This is a genomic window from Planococcus sp. PAMC 21323 (assembly GCF_000785555.1).
Lineage (GTDB): Bacteria > Bacillota > Bacilli > Bacillales_A > Planococcaceae > Planococcus.
Window position 1 is genome coordinate 3,043,021 of the sequence record NZ_CP009129.1, and the last position, 17,709, is coordinate 3,060,729.

Annotated in this window: 12 protein-coding genes; 2 read left to right on the plus strand and 10 right to left on the minus strand. The window is 35.9% G+C overall.

From position 1 onward, the window contains the following. Window positions 1–22: 22 nt before the first annotated feature. Entirely contained in the window at window positions 23–1,126 is a 1,104-nt protein-coding gene (locus tag PLANO_RS14970; protein ID WP_038705491.1) for a GGDEF domain-containing protein, read from the minus strand. Window positions 1,127–1,195: 69 nt separating this feature from the next. After that, window positions 1,196–1,570, minus strand: a complete 375-nt coding sequence (locus PLANO_RS14975; RefSeq protein WP_038705223.1) for a DUF1761 domain-containing protein — start codon at window positions 1,568–1,570, stop codon at window positions 1,196–1,198. Between the two features lie 360 nt (window positions 1,571–1,930). On the opposite strand from PLANO_RS14975, the gene PLANO_RS14980 reads away from it, so the two are divergent. Next, window positions 1,931–2,776, plus strand: a complete 846-nt coding sequence (locus tag PLANO_RS14980; RefSeq protein WP_038705224.1) for an alpha/beta fold hydrolase — start codon at window positions 1,931–1,933, stop codon at window positions 2,774–2,776. Next, window positions 2,776–3,981 carry a SpoIIE family protein phosphatase gene (locus PLANO_RS14985; RefSeq protein WP_038705225.1) on the plus strand — a complete coding sequence of 402 codons (1,206 nt, stop codon included), beginning with the start codon at window positions 2,776–2,778 and terminating at the stop codon, window positions 3,979–3,981. Before PLANO_RS14980 ends, PLANO_RS14985 begins: the two co-directional genes overlap by 1 nt. Before the next feature lie 39 nt (window positions 3,982–4,020). On the opposite strand, the gene PLANO_RS15735 is transcribed toward PLANO_RS14985, so the two are convergent. The 8 genes from PLANO_RS15735 to PLANO_RS15025 all read right to left on the minus strand — a co-directional run bounded on the left by PLANO_RS15735 (window position 4,021) and on the right by PLANO_RS15025 (window position 17,624). Continuing rightward, window positions 4,021–6,432: a bifunctional diguanylate cyclase/phosphodiesterase gene (locus PLANO_RS15735; protein WP_052124344.1), complete on the minus strand. Its 2,412-nt coding sequence runs from the start codon at window positions 6,430–6,432 to the stop codon at window positions 4,021–4,023. Between the two features lie 228 nt (window positions 6,433–6,660). After that, window positions 6,661–7,935 (minus strand): hypothetical protein, encoded by a 1,275-nt coding sequence (locus tag PLANO_RS14995; RefSeq protein ID WP_038705226.1) that lies wholly within the window; start codon window positions 7,933–7,935, stop codon window positions 6,661–6,663. A 125-nt stretch (window positions 7,936–8,060) separates the two neighbouring features. Then, a complete protein-coding gene (gene katG, locus PLANO_RS15000; protein WP_038705227.1) occupies window positions 8,061–10,277 on the minus strand; it encodes a catalase/peroxidase HPI in 2,217 nt (738 codons plus the stop codon). A gap of 270 nt (window positions 10,278–10,547) precedes the next feature. Then, window positions 10,548–12,992 carry a putative bifunctional diguanylate cyclase/phosphodiesterase gene (locus tag PLANO_RS15005; protein ID WP_038705228.1) on the minus strand — a complete coding sequence of 815 codons (2,445 nt, stop codon included), beginning with the start codon at window positions 12,990–12,992 and terminating at the stop codon, window positions 10,548–10,550. Window positions 12,993–13,324: 332 nt separating this feature from the next. Further along, a complete protein-coding gene (locus PLANO_RS15010) occupies window positions 13,325–15,094 on the minus strand; it encodes a sensor domain-containing diguanylate cyclase (protein ID WP_052124345.1) in 1,770 nt (589 codons plus the stop codon). A gap of 154 nt (window positions 15,095–15,248) precedes the next feature. Further along, window positions 15,249–16,442, minus strand: a complete 1,194-nt coding sequence (locus PLANO_RS15015) for a DUF4317 domain-containing protein (RefSeq protein ID WP_038705229.1) — start codon at window positions 16,440–16,442, stop codon at window positions 15,249–15,251. A 110-nt stretch (window positions 16,443–16,552) separates the two neighbouring features. Then, a complete protein-coding gene (locus tag PLANO_RS15020; RefSeq protein WP_156108915.1) occupies window positions 16,553–17,065 on the minus strand; it encodes a GNAT family N-acetyltransferase in 513 nt (170 codons plus the stop codon). 76 nt (window positions 17,066–17,141) lie between these two features. Further along, on the minus strand, window positions 17,142–17,624 hold the full coding sequence (locus PLANO_RS15025; protein WP_038705230.1) for a nucleoside deaminase: 483 nt from the start codon (window positions 17,622–17,624) through the stop codon (window positions 17,142–17,144). Between the last annotated feature and the right edge of the window lie 85 nt (window positions 17,625–17,709).

The following is a 17,709-nucleotide window of genomic DNA, read 5'->3' on the forward strand; positions in this document are numbered from 1 at the left end:
CTTTTTCAGTTTTTTTAAAAACTCAACTTCCAATATAACTTGGACAAATCCTATTTCTTCCTGTGCGTTTTGCTGTATATAAACAATCATCCGCAGTATTTACGATTTGCACTGTGTCACTAACTGTTTCTGGATATGTAGCCACTCCAATAGAAACCGTAATAGAGATTTCTTCTTTCGGTGAAATTTTAAATTTGTGTTGCTCTACAGCGCACCTTATACGCTCTGCTATTTCAATCGCTCGTTGATGTGGACAATCTGGTAAGATTACGGAAAATTCCTCCCCACCATTTCGGGAGACAATATCAAAAGAGCGTGTGCTGTTTTTCAACACTTTTCCTAACTCGATTAAAATTTTGTCCCCGATTGGGTGACCATAGGTATCATTAACATGCTTGAAATGATCAATATCAATCATTAACAAAGATAGTCTTTCTTCTTTCTCAGTAGCATTAGTGGTGAGCGTATTCCAAACGTTATCGAACTGACGCACATTGTTTAAGCCTGTAAGAAAATCGGTAGTAGAGTCTTTTTCATACTTCATCAACAAGTATTGCGTTTTTCGTATATAGCTAACAAATACAACCGAAGTCAATCCCCCAATTGTCGAAACTACCCAGAAGGAAAACACTAGGTTTTTTAAAACTATAGTATCTTTCACTAAATATGAAATAATTATACTAAATACAATATTTGAAAAGATTATCATCGAAAAGCTTTGTTTAAATGCATTCTTTTTAAAATCCGCACTTTTACATAATTTATGAATTATCACAAAACCTATAATTGTAATAGTCATCAAGACCATGGCAGCTATGGCTGAAGTTGTAAAACCAAACATAAATCTAGTTAAAATAATTAAAATCGCGCTAATAACAGCTTGAGGTACCCCTATATAGATGATCAACAACATAACTGGTACATAACGCAAATCAACTATCGTTTCAGCTGAAACTTGGATAGAAAAAAACATTAGGAAATAGCCTAATAAGCCTCCAGCAAAACCGTCAACTAAAATAGAGATGATGCGATTTTTTTGTTCCAATTTAAGTTTTATCCTAATTTGTAAATACATAAAAACCAATGAACCTAGTACGCACATATTTACAAACAAATCCGTCAGCATTGTCGACAAAAATAATCCTCCCCGATATCCCTAAATTCAAGGGTAAAAACATTTTTATTAAGCTCTTCCTTACCCTAAAAAACCATGTAACGCTCCGACCAATGTGAAGATAATTAAATGATCTCCAATAGCAATCGCACAACTTTTTGTGTTAATCAGCCCGAAGAACGTATTTTTTACATACACAAGTGAAATTAAGAATCCTACGATACTTCCTATCAAAGCTCCCCCTAGCAAACTATTCGAACCAGCTGCTTGAACGAGAACTGCTATAAAAAAAGAACTAATAAATGCTACCATCACCGAAACCACATATTTTAATGAGCCGGAGTTCGAGTTTTTCTTTCCGACTAATACCGTATAGTAAATACCTCCATAAAACATATACAAAATTCCGCCCGCCAAAATCGCCCAATAATTTAATGTATTCAAGTCCAATAACATATTTTTACCTCTTTTCAACAGAATTTAATGTTTTACTTATTAAATAGAGATTGAATATACCATGAAATTAAAAATGAACATATCCTCAAAACTATACTTAACAAACTATTTTTTTACACATATTGGACATAAACAAGGTCTATTGGTTAATTTATCTCTTAATTATAGACTATTATTAAATTAAGATACCCTTTTTTATTTGAAAACCGTTCGTTGTACTAAATCATTTTCAAATTTACTTATTAAATAGGCAAGTTAACCCATTTTTGGTTCAACATATTTAGTGTTAACAGTACGATAATGTTATAATTAACAGTATATGAATAACTTTATAGATATAAGTACACAAGGGGGTTTACGATGAACCAGAACGTCTTAACTCGAAACAATGTAAAAATTACAGGCTCCGGAAAACAAGCAATGATCTTTGCGCCAGGATTTGGTTGCGATCAAACGGTTTGGAATGCAGTTGCTAAATCATTTGAAAAAGATTATCAGGTTATTTTATTTGATTATGTAGGACTCGGACTTTCAGATGTTAAGGCCTATGATTCTGATAAATACAGTAAACTTTCTGGATACGCACAAGATGTATTAGATGTTTGTTCGGCATTAAATTTAAAAAATGCTGTATTAGTGGGTCATTCTGTTGGAGCCGTTATTGGGATGTTGGCATCATTACGTGAACCAGATTATTTTTCTGACCTTGTTATGGTTGGCCCTTCTGCTTGTTACTTAAATGATCCACCTGGATACATTGGCGGTTTTGAAAAAGAGGATTTAATCGGTTTAATGGATTTAATGGCTAAAAATTATATTGGGTGGGCGAATGTTTTTTCGACAACAGCTTTAAACAACCCAGACCTTCCAGATCTTGAAAAAGATATTGAAGATCGTTTCTGTTCTACAGATCCAGTTATTGCACGCGACTTTGCTGAAGCATGCTTTTTCGCTGATAATCGACAAGATTTATCAAAAGTAACTGTACCTTCTTTAATCTTGCAATGTGCTAATGATGTAATTGCACCCGAATCTGCGGGCGAATATATGAACCAATGCTTACCTAATAGCACGATTAAATACATGAACGCAACTGGTCATTTCCCACACATGAGTCATCCTGAAGAAACGACACTTTTAATACGTGAGTATCTTTTAGAAACCTCAAAACCCCTGGAAAAGCAGGATGTAGGTGGACACACGTAATGGATGACCAATTAAACCACGCACCTTGTGGATTTCTGACACTTACGAAGGATGGCAAAATCATTTCTATAAATGAGACATTGCTTCGAGTGATTGATTACACGTCAGACGAACTTATTGGTCAACATATTAATGCTATTTTAACCAATTCAGCTCGTGTCTTTTTCCAGTTGTACTTTATTCCACTGCTTACTGTGCAACATAAAGTAGAAGAAATGCACCTTTCGTTAAATGCTAAAAATGGCAAAGATACGCCTGTTCTTATTAATGCTGCTCATTCTCAAGAAGAGCAATTAATTACATGCGTTATCATTCCTATTCATAAACGAAGTGAATATGAAAATCAATTGCTGATTGCTAAAAAAGTAGCTGAAGACGCTTTCAAAGAAAAAGAAAAAGCACATGTGGAGTTAGAAGCTGCGCTTAAAACTCTGGAAACCAATCAAAAGGAACTTCTCGAAATCAATAAACAAAACCAAAAGTATAATCTAGACACTCACCGGGAATTGCAACTTGCTAAGAAAATACAAGAGCGTTCATTAACCAAACCCATCAGTAACGAGAGTCTTCAAATTGAGTCTTATTATAAAGCCTCGAGTGGATTGTCTGGGGATATTTATGGTTTTTATAAGATTAACGACCACCAATACAGCATCATCTTACTAGATGTAATGGGACATGGGATTTCTTCTGCACTTATCACCATGTCTCTTCAGTCTTTGTTTCACCGACTCATTTCAACAGGCGTTTCAGCGAACATGGTCATAAAAGAATTAGACAACCACTTACATACGCTATTCCCTAGCAACGAAAGTGTTTGGCATTATTGCACGGCTGTTTATTTGTTTATTGATACGAAAAAGCAAACAATAGAATATGTTAATGCGGGACATCCGCCAATACTCTATCAAGATTCGGATGACGAGCAACTTGAGCTTTATGCAAGTTCTCCACCACTTGGAACCTTTGATGATATTCACTATAAGACAAATACGTTTTCCTATAAAAAAGGTTCTCGAATCTGCTTATACACAGATGGTGTGTCCGAATCTCTCGAGCCAGAGCATTTAAATTCCTTATTACGAGAGAATTCCACTCTTTCTCTAACACAATTTAAACAGAAAATTTTAAACTCACTTGATGAAAAGGTAAACACCAATCATAAAAAAGACGATCAATGTTTTATATTGGTCGACTTAAAATAAAAGGACAGAGAAAATTGAAATCATTTTCTCTGTCCTTTTCTATGCCCGCTCTTTTGTATCATCCTGTTGAAAATAAGTAGTATTACGGATCATTTCAGTAGCCTGTTCTGTAGAGACTGCTGCACTGTAATAGTAGCCCTGAATTTGATCGACTTTATAATGTTTCAACAGCGTTTTTTGTTCTTCTGTTTCAACGCCTTCTGCAACGAGCTTGCAATCTAAACCATGTCCCATCGTAATAATCGCTTTTGTGATACTCTTCATTTCTTTATTATCAACAATATCTTTAATAAAAGAACGATCGATTTTAATGGTATCGATTGGAAATCGTTTTAAATAGCTTAACGAAGAATAACCTGTCCCAAAATCATCAATCGAAATTTTAATACCTAGTTTCTTCAAACTTTCAATCGACTTTAATACATATTCTTCATTATTAATCAACAGACTTTCTGTTAACTCTAACTCTACCCATTCGCCTGCTAGACCTGTCTCTTTTAATACTTCAGTGACCGTTTGGACAAGACTGCCATAATGGAATTGGTAGGCTGAGATATTTATAGCCATCACCACTGGCGGAAGCCCATCATCTTGCCATTTCTTATTTTGTCTACACGCCTCACGTAACACCCATTTACCAATAGGATTGATCAATCCTGTTTCTTCTGCGAGTGGTATAAATTCAGCTGGAGATATTGCGCCCATTTCAGGATGAGACCAGCGAATCAATGCCTCCATTCCCCCGATTTCCTCAGAAGGCATTTTTATTTTTGGTTGATAATATACTTGAAACTCTTCTAGTTCTAAGGCTTTACGTATATTATTTTCTAATTGCAGTCGTCTTATTGGTTGATTATTAAATTCATTTTGATAAAAAACATAGTTAGACTTTCCTGATTCTTTTGCTTTGTACATCGCTATATCCGAATTCTTTATCAATAGTTCACTATTGCCTCCATCCATCGGATACATACTTATTCCAATACTGGTACTAATATAATACTCATTGTTTTTTAATACAAATGGTTTTAAAATAGTTTCATTTATTTTTTGAGCCAATTCATGTACAAGATCTTTACTTTTTATATCGTTAAATAAGACCGTAAATTCATCTCCACCAAAGCGTGAGACGATTGCCTTTTCCGGCAAACAATTTTCCAATCGGATTGCCACTTCTTTAAGCAAGGAATCCCCAGTTGAATGCCCCATTGTATCGTTAATTATTTTAAATCGATCCAAATCAATAAACAACACCGCAAATGCTTTATTATTTTTATCATTCTTGATGGAGTCAATCAGGTTATTCACTTGCTTTTGGAACAAAACGCGATTTGGTAATCCGGTTAATGCATCGTAATGAGCTTGTTTAGTCAGATCTTTTTGATATCCGTTAATCTCATTAAATATTTTATTAATGATACCCCAGGCACCCAAAATAAATAAGAGCAAGATAAGAAACGTGACATACATCACTACGTTGGAAAATGATAAAAAAGCATTACTCGGAACTGGTTTGATCAATCCTACTACCCAATTCATATCGTCACTGAATTTTACTTGTTCATACGCTACAAAATAGTCTTTTCCATCTCTTTGAATTACGTTAGTACCTTTTATGTTTTGATTTATTTGATTCCATAGCTCTTTGTTTCCAGTAAGTTCATCTACATGCGGAAGCTTTACAGTTCCTTGAAACTCTCCAAACTCTTCTTCTGAAAGCTCACTTGCTTTCGCAGTTGTGGCCGCAATGGCCTCTTTTTTTTCTTCAACGCTGCTAGCGATTAAATCACCAGCATTATTAACCACAAAAGCTTCAAATTTATTATCTCCACTATCTATTAGCTCATTTGATAAATACGCTAAATTAACCTCATAATGGATAAGGCCTACTTTTTCATCCTTATAAGGACCCTCTTCTTGATTGATCAGAGGTGTTACATTTCCAAAAACCCAACGTCTGCTATCTGCTGAAACATAAGGCATAGATTGATAGACTTCTCCACGATCTACGGCCATCGCCGCTTGGTAAAATGGTTGTTGCTTTTCAGAAGGAGAAAGATCATGACTGTGCGCTACCTCTTCATCCACGCGAACAACTTCTTCTCCGTTATGTGTATCATCTAAAAAACAGGCTTCATCCGTTTCAGGAATTTGTTCTTTAACATATTGGAATGCTTTTATTTGTTGTTCTCTCCAATACTCTTTTCGCTCTGGTTCTGTGTAGTATTTTTCCCATGCAGGATTATTTGCCAATAACAATACAGTTTGACGCATTTTCGCTAACTCTTTATCAACCAAATTCGCTACTTGATTGTTCTCGGTTTCTAGCTCTGCTAAAGATAGTTCTTCAAACTTTTTTTCATTAATAAAATATAAAATTAAAACAGGTATGATGCATATGACTACAGATAAGAGCATTAATCTACGTTTTGATTTCTTTTCATTAAACATGATGAGATCTACCTTTCTTAGCTGAGCCATAATCATTTGATGACATTTTAGCATATTTGTACTTTTTGGAAGTTAAAGTAAGATAAAATTAAGTCTTTTTTATAGATATGGAATTATATACCTAGTTTATCATAGTAATTCTGACTTATATATTCTTTCATAAAACTTATTTTACATACTAAAAAGTAGCTCCTATCTTAGTTGACGGGAGCTACTTTTTATATGTTTTCATTTCGTAAATATCCAAATATCCAATGTTGCTTTGTCAGTACCTGCAGCTAGTACAGCTTGTTGTTCGCTTGATACTGAAACGATGTTCGAACTTAGCGTTCCTTGTAATTGGAGCTGCTTTATTGGTTCAAATCCATTAATGGTTCTTTGAACGCTAACTAATGCATCTTTTCGCTGGCTAGGCACCCACAACTCTATTTGACCGTCGAAATCAGCATCCAACGCCGTGTACATATCGAGATTTTTACTGCCAATCGAGTGTGTCGAGTATTCCTTTCCAGAAGCGATGACTTTTAATTGTTGATTTTGTTGATCCCACTCTATAAATTGCAAGTTACCTCCTATATGAGGCGTGGTAATCTCCGCTAACTCCAAGTTCTCTGTAGAATTAAATGCATCAATGGTTAATGCATGTCTCCATCGATGACTCTGTCCGAGCGGTTGACCTTCAGCTAATTGCTTTCCGGTTTCATCATATAACACTAATCTCGCTCCTTCTTCATCATTACTCAATGTTAATATGATTTCTTTCGTTCCATTTTGATCCCAATCTATCCACAGTGGCTTTAAACTTTCAATTACATCGCTTTCAGGCACAGAGGCTTCGTAGATTACCGCTCTTTTATTGGCATCAATAATCGCAAAGCCGCTTGCTTCTGTTTTGTCTCCGAAAATACCATGATCATACCGAGTAGATGGTTGCGTTAGCACAAGAACCCGATTATCGTCATCTGCTAATAAATATGAATCGGGAAGTGCATCAATCGTAATTCGCTTTACTTCCTGTTCACCATTCCAAAAAACCAAATCACCATTTGAGTCTACATATACAAATTCATCTTCTTTTGTTTGTAATAAAGTTGTCTCTAAGTTGCCTATCGGTTGTGGCAGTTCTGATTGAATAACCGTTTCTGACGATGGTTTCACAAAAAAGCTTGAGAATTCTGGATTTTTTTCTTCAGTAATTTCTTTTACCTGTCCATTTTGCGTATTTACATCGAACCTTTGAATCTTCCCATCTTCTAGCACAACAGACCATTCCATTTTTACGCCCACTCCGTTACTTTCAATATGAATGGGAATGCCCTTGAGGTCAATTTGCAGTTCTTTTAGTCCGCTAATATTGGATTTTTGTAAATCAGCTGTTTTGTTTGGTTCATCTGTTGACTCCGCATCTCGAACACTGTTTTCGCTTTGACTGAAATCCTTTTCTTCTACACATCCTGATAATATAGCTAGTATTGCTAAAAGAACTATATGCAATTTTCTCATTTAGACACCTCTTTATGCTTATCGTAATAAATCCTCTACAAAATTAATGTAAGGCAGCTTACATCAGAAGTCTCTCTTTAACTTAAAAAAATCCTAGTCAGCAAACTGACTAGGATTTTTTCTACTTAGTTTTGTAAATCGAAACGATCGGCATTCATCACTTTGTTCCAAGCTTTGATGAAATCACGCGCGAATTTTTCTTTGTTATCGTCTTGTGCATATACTTCAGCGATTGCACGTAAGATCGAGTTAGAACCAAATACTAGGTCAAAGCGTGTGGCTGTGCCAACTACTTCACCAGTTGCACGATTTTTACCTTCGTATTTATTGAACTCTACTGGCGTCCAGTCGATGTTCATATCTAATAACTTCACAAAGAAATCATTTGTCAGTACGCCGACTTTGTCGGTCAAAACCCCTTCAGTAGCGCCTTTATAATTTGCACCAAAAGCACGCATTCCACCAACTAGCGCTGTCATTTCTGGAGCTGTTAAGCCAAGTAATTGTGCTTTATCAAGCAACATTTCTTCCGGGCTAATTGAGTATTCTTTTTTCTGGTAATTTCTGAAACCATCTGAAACTGGCTCTAATACATCAAAGCTTTCTGCATCTGTTTGTTCTTCAAGTGCATCTCCGCGGCCTTGAGAAAATGGTACAACAAGATCAAATCCAGCTGCTTTGACAGCTTGCTCAATTGCAGCATTTCCTCCAAGTACAATTAAATCAGCGATGCTTACTTTATTGCCAGTAGTTGCTTGTAACTCTTCATAGAAGCTGAGTACTTTAGCCAATTCTTCCGGCTCGTTTGCTTCCCAATCGCGTTGTGGAGCAAAGCGGATACGCGCACCGTTTGCACCGCCACGTTTGTCTGAATCACGATACGTGCTAGCAGAAGCCCAAGCCGCTTTAACTAACTGCTGTGGGTTTAATCCGCTTTCGAGAATTTTCACTTTCAACTCATCTAATTCTTTAGCTGTTAATGTACCTGGTGCTGCTGGTATTGGATCTTGCCAGATCAACACTTCTTCTGGAACTTCTGGTCCTAAATAACGCTCTTTAGGTCCCATGTCACGATGAAGAAGTTTATACCATGCACGAGCAAATGCATCCGCGAACTCGTCCATATTTTCGTAATACCGACGTGAAATTTTTTCATATACCGGATCCATGCGAAGTGCCATATCTGCCGTTGTCATCATTGTTTTTACTTTGATTGAGGCATCTTCTGCGTCGGGTGCCATTTGGTGTTCTGACAAATCTTTGGCTGTCCACTGGTACGCGCCAGCTGGAGATTTTGTTAACTCCCATTCGTATCCAAACAATTGCTCGTAATAGCCATTGTCCCATTTTGTTGGGTTAGCTGTCCAAGCACCTTCAACTCCACTCGAAATCGTGTCACGGCCTTTACCAGAACCGTATGAGCTCTTCCAGCCAATCCCCATATTTTCAATTACGGCTGCTTCTGGATCGTCTGCTACTTCAGCAGGGTCTCCCGCTCCATGAGCTTTACCAAATGTGTGTCCCCCTGCGATCAACGCAACTGTTTCTTCATCGTTCATTCCCATACGTGCAAAGGTTTCACGGATGTCGACAGCACTACCAAGAGGGTCCGGCTTACCGTTTGGTCCTTCAGGGTTTACATAGATTAAGCCCATCTGTACAGCAGCGAGAGGGTTTTCCAAATCGCGTTCCCCTGAATAACGATTATCTTCTAGCCACTCTTTTTCATTGCCCCAATATACGTCTTCTTCTGGTGCCCAGATATCTTCACGTCCTGCACCAAATCCAAAGGTTTTAAAGCCCATCGACTCAAGCGCAACGTTACCTGTTAGTACCAGTAAGTCGGCCCACGAAATTTTATTGCCGTACTTTTTCTTGATTGGCCATAACAAACGACGTGCTTTATCCAAGTTCACGTTATCTGGCCAGCTATTAAGCGGCGCAAAACGCTGGTTCCCAGTAGAACCGCCTCCACGGCCGTCTGCAGTACGGTAAGTACCTGCAGCATGCCAAGACATACGGATAAATAACCCACCATAATGCCCGTAATCTGCTGGCCACCAGTCTTGGCTATCTGTCATCAATTCGTGAAGATCTTGCTTTAACGCATTAAAATCTAATTTCTCAAATTCTGTTTTATAATCAAATTCCTCGCCAAGAGGATTTGTTTTTGTATCATGCTGGTGAAGAATATTCACATTCAACATATTTGGCCACCAGTCTTTGTTTTGCGTTTTTCCTGGCTTGTTTGAGGTTGTAATTGCACTATCTTTATGGCCACCTGTTACCGGACATTGCCCTTCCCCTGCTGCAGTATGGCGCTTTTCTTCATTGTTCTCCATCTAACATAACCTCCTATTTAATAGTAAGAATAATCTGTCTTTTTGAAAGTCACGTACCCCTTTGTGATACTTTTGTGTAAATAATTATCACATTAGAATTATACTAAAGTGCAGAGAGACTGAACAGCAATAAGGTTACTGATGTAAAAGCGATCTTCGAAAAAAATATCTATAGTTACTAAAAGAAAAAAACTATGCGAAGTGCTTAAAAGTAAGAAGTTTACTTTTAAAACATCGCTATAGTTTTTGAGAGTTATTGCCCATTCATGATTAAGTAACATCTATTCTACTTAACAAGCTAGCATGATAGTTTTTGGCTAAAAACTTGCTCATTTTCTCTCCAGTTAAAGGCTCTGAGTACAAATAGCCTTGCACTTCGTTACAGCCAATCGACTTTAAATATTCTTCTTGCTCTACCGTTTCGACTTGTTCTGCAAGTGACAGTAATTTTAAGTTTCTAGCCATGACAATAATCGTATCGATAATGGTTCTTGCCTTTTCATCATGCTCGATATCCCGAATAAGAGAACCATCAATTTTCAATCGATCAATCGAAAAGTTTTTCAAATGATTTAACGAGCTATACCCTGTACCAAAATCATCCATACTAATCGAAATGCCAAGATGTCTTAACCTATCAAAAATATCTTTTGCATATTCTACATCTTTAATCGCTAGGCTTTCGGTTATTTCTAAGTCCAAGCGCTCAAAATTGTATCCCGTTTCTCTAAAAATTTCTTGAATCTTGCCGATAAAATTATGATGAAAAAATTGTTTAATCGATACGTTAACACTCAAATACAACTCTTCGCACCCTTGCTCTTGCCAGCTTTTTACTTGTTTACTAGATTCGCACAATACCCATTCGCCTAACTCAATGATTAACTCACTATCTTCGACTATCGCAATAAAATCGTCCGGCTTTATTAATCCCTCTTTTGGATGATTCCACCTGAGTAAAGCTTCTACACCAAACATTTTTCCAGTTGCATAGTCTATTTGCGGTTGATAATAAATCTCGAATTCTTTCTCTTTAACCGCTTTTCTAACGTCTGCCTCTAATGAGAGTTGTTTAGGGTTTATCTCTTTTAAATAATTATGATAAAACTCATACATGTTTTTCCCTTTTTCTTTAGCACTGTACATAGCTGCATCAGCGAACTTCATCAAATCTTCACCATCTTGACTATCTTGAGGATACATTGCGACTCCGATGCTCCCTGTTATGTAAAGTTCTTGATTTTGATTTCCTAAAAGGAATGGTGTTTGGATTTGAAGTAAAATATCTTCCAACTGCTTTTGAAACGCTTCGAAAACTGAGACATCAGGAAATAGAAAAGTAAACTCATCTCCACCTAACCTCGACACGATTACGTCTTTGTCTACTAGAGATCGGAATCGATCAGCTAATACTTGTAGTAGTTGATCGCCTACTTGATGCCCTAAAATATCATTCACTAATTTAAAGCGGTCTAAATCTAAAAAGCAGACAGCCATTTGTGAATAGGCAGTTGAAAAGGAAATTCTGCGGTCTAACTCTTCAACAAAAAATCGTCTGTTTGGCAAAAGAGTTAGTGGATCGTGATATGCCATATGGTGCATCTTTTCTCTCGCTTCCGCAATCTCTGTAATATCTTTTACAAAAACATTGATATGTGACAGCTCTTCATCTAGAAAATTTGGCACTAATGTAATTTGCACATCGATGTGACTTTTAAACTTAGTAAGCAGTTTTGTTTCAAACATTTGCGAGTCGCCATTAAATGCAATTTCTAAGAAATTTGTGAATTCATCACGCTGAGATTCATGAATCAAGTCTTTAAACGAAGCATATTTTCTTAGTTCCTCTGGGTGGAAACCTGTTATTTCTTTCGTAGCTTCATTCACTTTATTGATTTCACCTTTAGTATCTACAGAAAATATAGCAATCGCTTGGTTCTCAAAAAGTGCTTCATATTGGTGCTTATTTCGATAAATAAGCTCTCGTTGTTTTTCGCTATAAAGTTCAGATATAAAACTTGGAAACAGTTCTAAAAATACTAAGCCGAAGATGTTAATCGTTAATGGTAATAATGTGTTATTAAAGTAAATCCCATCGTAAATCGGAACGTTATGATTACTAAACAAATCATATTGAGAATACAAAGTGATGCTAGAAAACAAAGTATACCTGATGCTTGCAAATGCAAGTCCAATAGCAACACTTCCATAAATAATCCATTTCACGTGAATTTTCCCTATTTTTCTTAGCTGACGAATAAAGCGAAAGCTAGCTATTGTATTTCCTAATAGCAAAGTGTTCGCACCGATAAACAATAAGAGATTCAAATTCAAATTATTTTCTATCAATTCTCTTCTAAGATCAATAAAGTTGACTAAGCTAATGCAACTAGCAAAAACAATAGAGCCGATAAGTAAGCGTTGAAATGTAACTTCTTTAAAACAAATTGTACTTACAGCTGTATAAACTGAAAAAGCACTAAATAAGATAATGGCTACGATTAAGGATAAATCAATTAATGTAAGAGCACCTGAAAAATAGGTATCGAGGTATGCAAAATAAATAATACATCCGACAACCAAAGAGGTTATACGTAATTTATTTTTATTTTTATCCAAGAAATCAATTTTCATTATAAATTTGACACCTATAAAAGCAGCTAGACTGGCAACTACAATTGATAGCATGTAATCATTAAGTGAATAGTAATCCATAATTAAACCTCTTTCCTAATCAATTACGCATGCTATAACAAAAAAACAATACACTCATCCTACTTTATAATTACTAACGATAATTTTGGGTTGATTTTCTTATTTTATGTATTATTAGAAGTAAACCTAATGAACTAAATTATATCCATAATACAGGTATAATCACCAAATTTCAATAGAAAATTCCGAAAAATCAGCAAAAATAAAGCATCTAGACAATTTTGAATGTCAAAATCAAAATTGAACAGATGCCTTTGCTTTAACTTGAAGAAACTACCACTTATTTCAAAATTTGATCGCACAATTACAGCAGTAATGCACTACCTACTATATCAAACTTCTGCTTCCAAAAGAGACTCTTCGAAATTCTTCTCACTTAAGTAATCTTCATAAAATACATACCTATTTTTCCCATGTTCTTTAGCACTATACATTGCCATGTCCGCAAACTTCATTAGGTTATCACATGATTGACTGTCTTGAGGGTATATAGCGATGCCTAGGCTACCTGTCACATGAAACTCTTGATCTTGATTCTCCAATAAGAAAGGGGTCTGAATTTGTATCAAAATCTCTTCTAATTGCTTTTTAAACTTTTCATTCTCCACAATATTAGGAAATAGGAAAGTAAACTCATCCCCTCCTAATCTTGCAATGACTACATCTTGATCAACGGTATTTCTAAATCGATCGGCCACTATTTTTAGCAATTGATCTCCTGCTTGATGTCCCAATGTATCATTCACTAACTTAAAGCGATCTAAATCTAAAAAACAAACGGCCATTTTCGATTGACTATGAGATTTAGCGATCTGTCGATTCAACTCTTCTACAAAAAACCTTCTATTCGGTAGCAGCGTCAGGGAATCATGATAAGCCATGTAGTGTATTTCTTCTCTTGCTTCTGCAATTTCAGATATATCTTTCGCAAATATATTAATATGTGTCAGTTTTTCTTCTAAGAAAATTGGTAGTAAAGTAATTTGCACATCCACTGGCGTTTGAAGTTTAGTTACTAGTTTTGTCTCAAACATTTGGGATTCACCATGAAATGCTATTGTCAGTAGATGTATAAAATTTTCCTTTTGTGTCTCGTGGATCAGCTCACTAAAACAAGCTAAGCCTTCTAGTTCTTCTGAGTCGAAACCCGTCATTTTTTTAGCAATTTCATTTACTTTCGTTATTTTCCCTTTTTCATTTAACGATAAGATGGCAACTGCTTGGTTTTCGAAAAGCGCTTCATACTGATATTTGTTTTGATAAATAAGCTCTCTTTGTCTCTCGCTATAAACATCAGACACAAAGTTGGGGAATAACTCTAAAAACACTAATCCAAAAATATTAATCGCCAGTGGCAGTAGAGTATGATCATTATAAAAAAAGTTTAATAATGGAATGCCTTGATAACCAAATAAGTCGACGTTCGAAAATAAAGTGATACTAGAGAAAAGCGTAAACCGAATGCTTGAGAATGCTAGGCCAATAGCAATACTCCCATATATGAGCCAGCTAATTTTTACTTTCCCCAACTTTCTAAGTTGACGGATAAATCGAAACGTGGCTATTGTGTTCCCCAATAATAAAAGGTTTGCACTAATAAATAACCATAGATTCATTTTAAGATTTTGTGCAATCATCTCTGTTCTAATATCGATTAAGTTTACTAAGCTAATGCAACTAGCAAATATTAATGCACCAACTACTAGACGACGAAATGAAACTTCTTTGTTGGTAATTGTATTTATTGCTAGATAAACTGCACCAGAACTAAACAGAATGACCAATACAATAAACACCCAATTGACAGATGAACGTATATCCGAAAAATAAGAATTGAGAAATGCATAATAAATCATCATACCGAAAACTAAAGAAACAATACGTATTTTATTTCTGCTTTTCTTGTTTACATTTACTTTTATGATAAAACTAACACCTATGAATGAAGCGATACTCGCTATTACTACTGATAATACATAATCACTAAAGGTATAGTAATCCATATGAACACCCTCTTCTAACCTTTCACACCCATAGGGGCAACAGATTTTTTGTTTTTTTATCGTTTTTTTATAAATAAAAAAACCTTTAATTAAATACATTAATTACATACACCTATATATTAATAAACAAAATAAAACTTAATACCTAAATAACATTTATTTTACAGGTGTTGTTTATAAAAATCAACAAAAAAACTGCCAAACAAAAGTAGATCATTCCACTTTTGTTTGGCAGTTATTCCGCGCGAGATATTTACTCGATTAAGTCTTCTGAAATCAATTTAAATCCTTCAATCATCGTATCTTCTTCTACTTCAATTAATACACAACGTTTACCATTGTAATTAACTTGTTTGACGTAACGTAAGTCTTGAGGATTTATCGCAATATCCGCTACTTTCGTACTGATTTTAATTGATTTCGAAGTGTAACTAGGCACAATATGGCTAGCCTTCATTTCGTAGGTTTTGTCTTCAACCACTTGCTGAAATGCTCGTTCTACTTTTTCTGTACTAATATCTTTCATGCCGCTCGCTTTTAATACACGCTCTACTTCTTTAACGTCCATCATAGGAGTTTCTTCATCGTCATCGTCACTTTCAGCTTCAATGACTAACATCTGATTGATTTCATCGTATACACCTGCAAGTGTTCTCGAATCAACTTCGTCTCCAATCACTGCTTTGACAATTTCCTCGAATACCGCTTTGTCTTCTTCAGCTGTAACGATCTCATCTCCATTTAATACATTTTCGATAAATTGGAAATCTGGCTTGTTTGTTTTTCCAGCGGAATACAAAATGCGATTGATGTCTGCCGCATTGTCCGTAAAGCTTGGGAACAAGAAACCACCAATTGGCGAAGATAGTTTAATAACTGGATCGACTAGTATATTCGATTTAAATTCTTTTTCCACAAAATCAAATACCAGTGAACTTTTCGGCAGTTCGGTTTGGTTCATGCTGCTTAAAATAAATGGAGTGGTGTAAGTCTCATCTCGAAAATCCATTTCAGATTCATCTGATTTACGTTTTGTGGTTTTATGGTAGTTCCCACGAATAAACGTAATGACTATATCCTTTTCGTATTGAACATCTTGAACCATCTTTAAAGCAATTTGTTGCATGTTTTCTTTCCATTCTGCGACTTCTTTTGCTTCAAGTCCCTCGTATAATAAATGTTGCGTATGGTCTTTTTGTCCTTCTTCTTGTGGTTGGAATTTCACTTCAAATAGCTTAATATCCAGTTTTCCACCTAATACTTTTTTGAAATTGGCAAGAAAAAGTTCTTGTTGTTCTCGGTCTAATAAAGAAAATGACCGACTTTCCTCATGGTAAATTTCACTACTTTCCTGCTGAATATACACGTTATAAATGTCACCGATTTTCAGTAGATCGGAGTCTACTTTAAATCGTTTGCGAATATCTGCTATGTCTTTGTTATTCATCTTTTCTCCAACTCCCTAACTAAATCTGTATGACCCAAAAAAGAGTATCAAAGCCGTAGGTTCGCTTTTGATACGCTCTTATTATAACAATGATTAAAGCAAACGAATGGTTACTCCACTAAATTATGAGGCATAAAATAAATGAATTCATCATCTTCCTTTTCGAGTAAAACAAACCCTACTTTTTCTAATAATTGAATAGATGCTCTGTTTTCTAACGCGACACTAGCCTTTATTTTGAATTCACCTTGTTTTTTGACCCAGTGAATAACCGTATTCACCATTTCAAAAGCATATCCTTGCCTTTTAACTAGCGGACTTATTGTATAGCCAATCCAGTAAGTATTCGCTTCTTTTTTCAAAAAAATATCTCCAACAAGAGTTTGGTCAGTTTTTCGGATGATTGCAAGTTGGATTCCATTTTCCACAACCGGTTGTTTCAACAAGGCTTCTTCGTAGTCTTTTCTTGCCAACCCTTTAAAGCCCTGGAACTTCATCCACTCTAGATCATTTCGATACAACATAAAAGCATCAAGGTCTGATTCGATAAAGGGTCTTACAAAACATCGCTCAGACTCAATCAGCAAGTTTTGGTTATCATTTATCATGTCCTCTTTCGTCATTTTTTACCTTCCCTTCATACGAATCAATAGACACGAAAAGCACATCTCTGTAGCACCCATAATTGAATCGATTATTTTACTGCTTTGCATCAAACGAACGTTGGTGAAGTTTGTGCACCTGCTCGGCTAGCTCCGCAACGGGACCATCTACTACCGCATCCTTAATAACCTCTCCAATAGCTAAATTTCGAACGCGTGAAGGCGCTGCTCCCATATCACTTAGCCAGTCGGTTAGTTGCTTAGAAGAGCTTGCATAAACGATTCTTCCCAAACCTACCCATCCATGAGCTGCTGCACACATTGGACAGTGTTCTCCCGACGTATAAACCGTTGCTTTGCTTCGTTCTTCAAGTGGTAAATGGTTTGCTGCCCATCGTGCAATTGTAAATTCAGGATGTTGTGTATGATCGCCTCCTGCTACGTGGTTATGATCCTCAAAGAGAACGTCTCCTGTAACTGAAACGAGAACCGAACCAAATGGCTCATCGCCTTTTTCTAAAGCTATTCCCGCTAATTCCACACACCGCTTTAAATAAATTAAATCCGTTTCACTAATCATTTTCTTCCTCCTTACTTCTTACTTCTTACTTCTTACTTCTTACTTCTTACTTCTTACTTCTTACTTCTTACTGAATAATCTACCT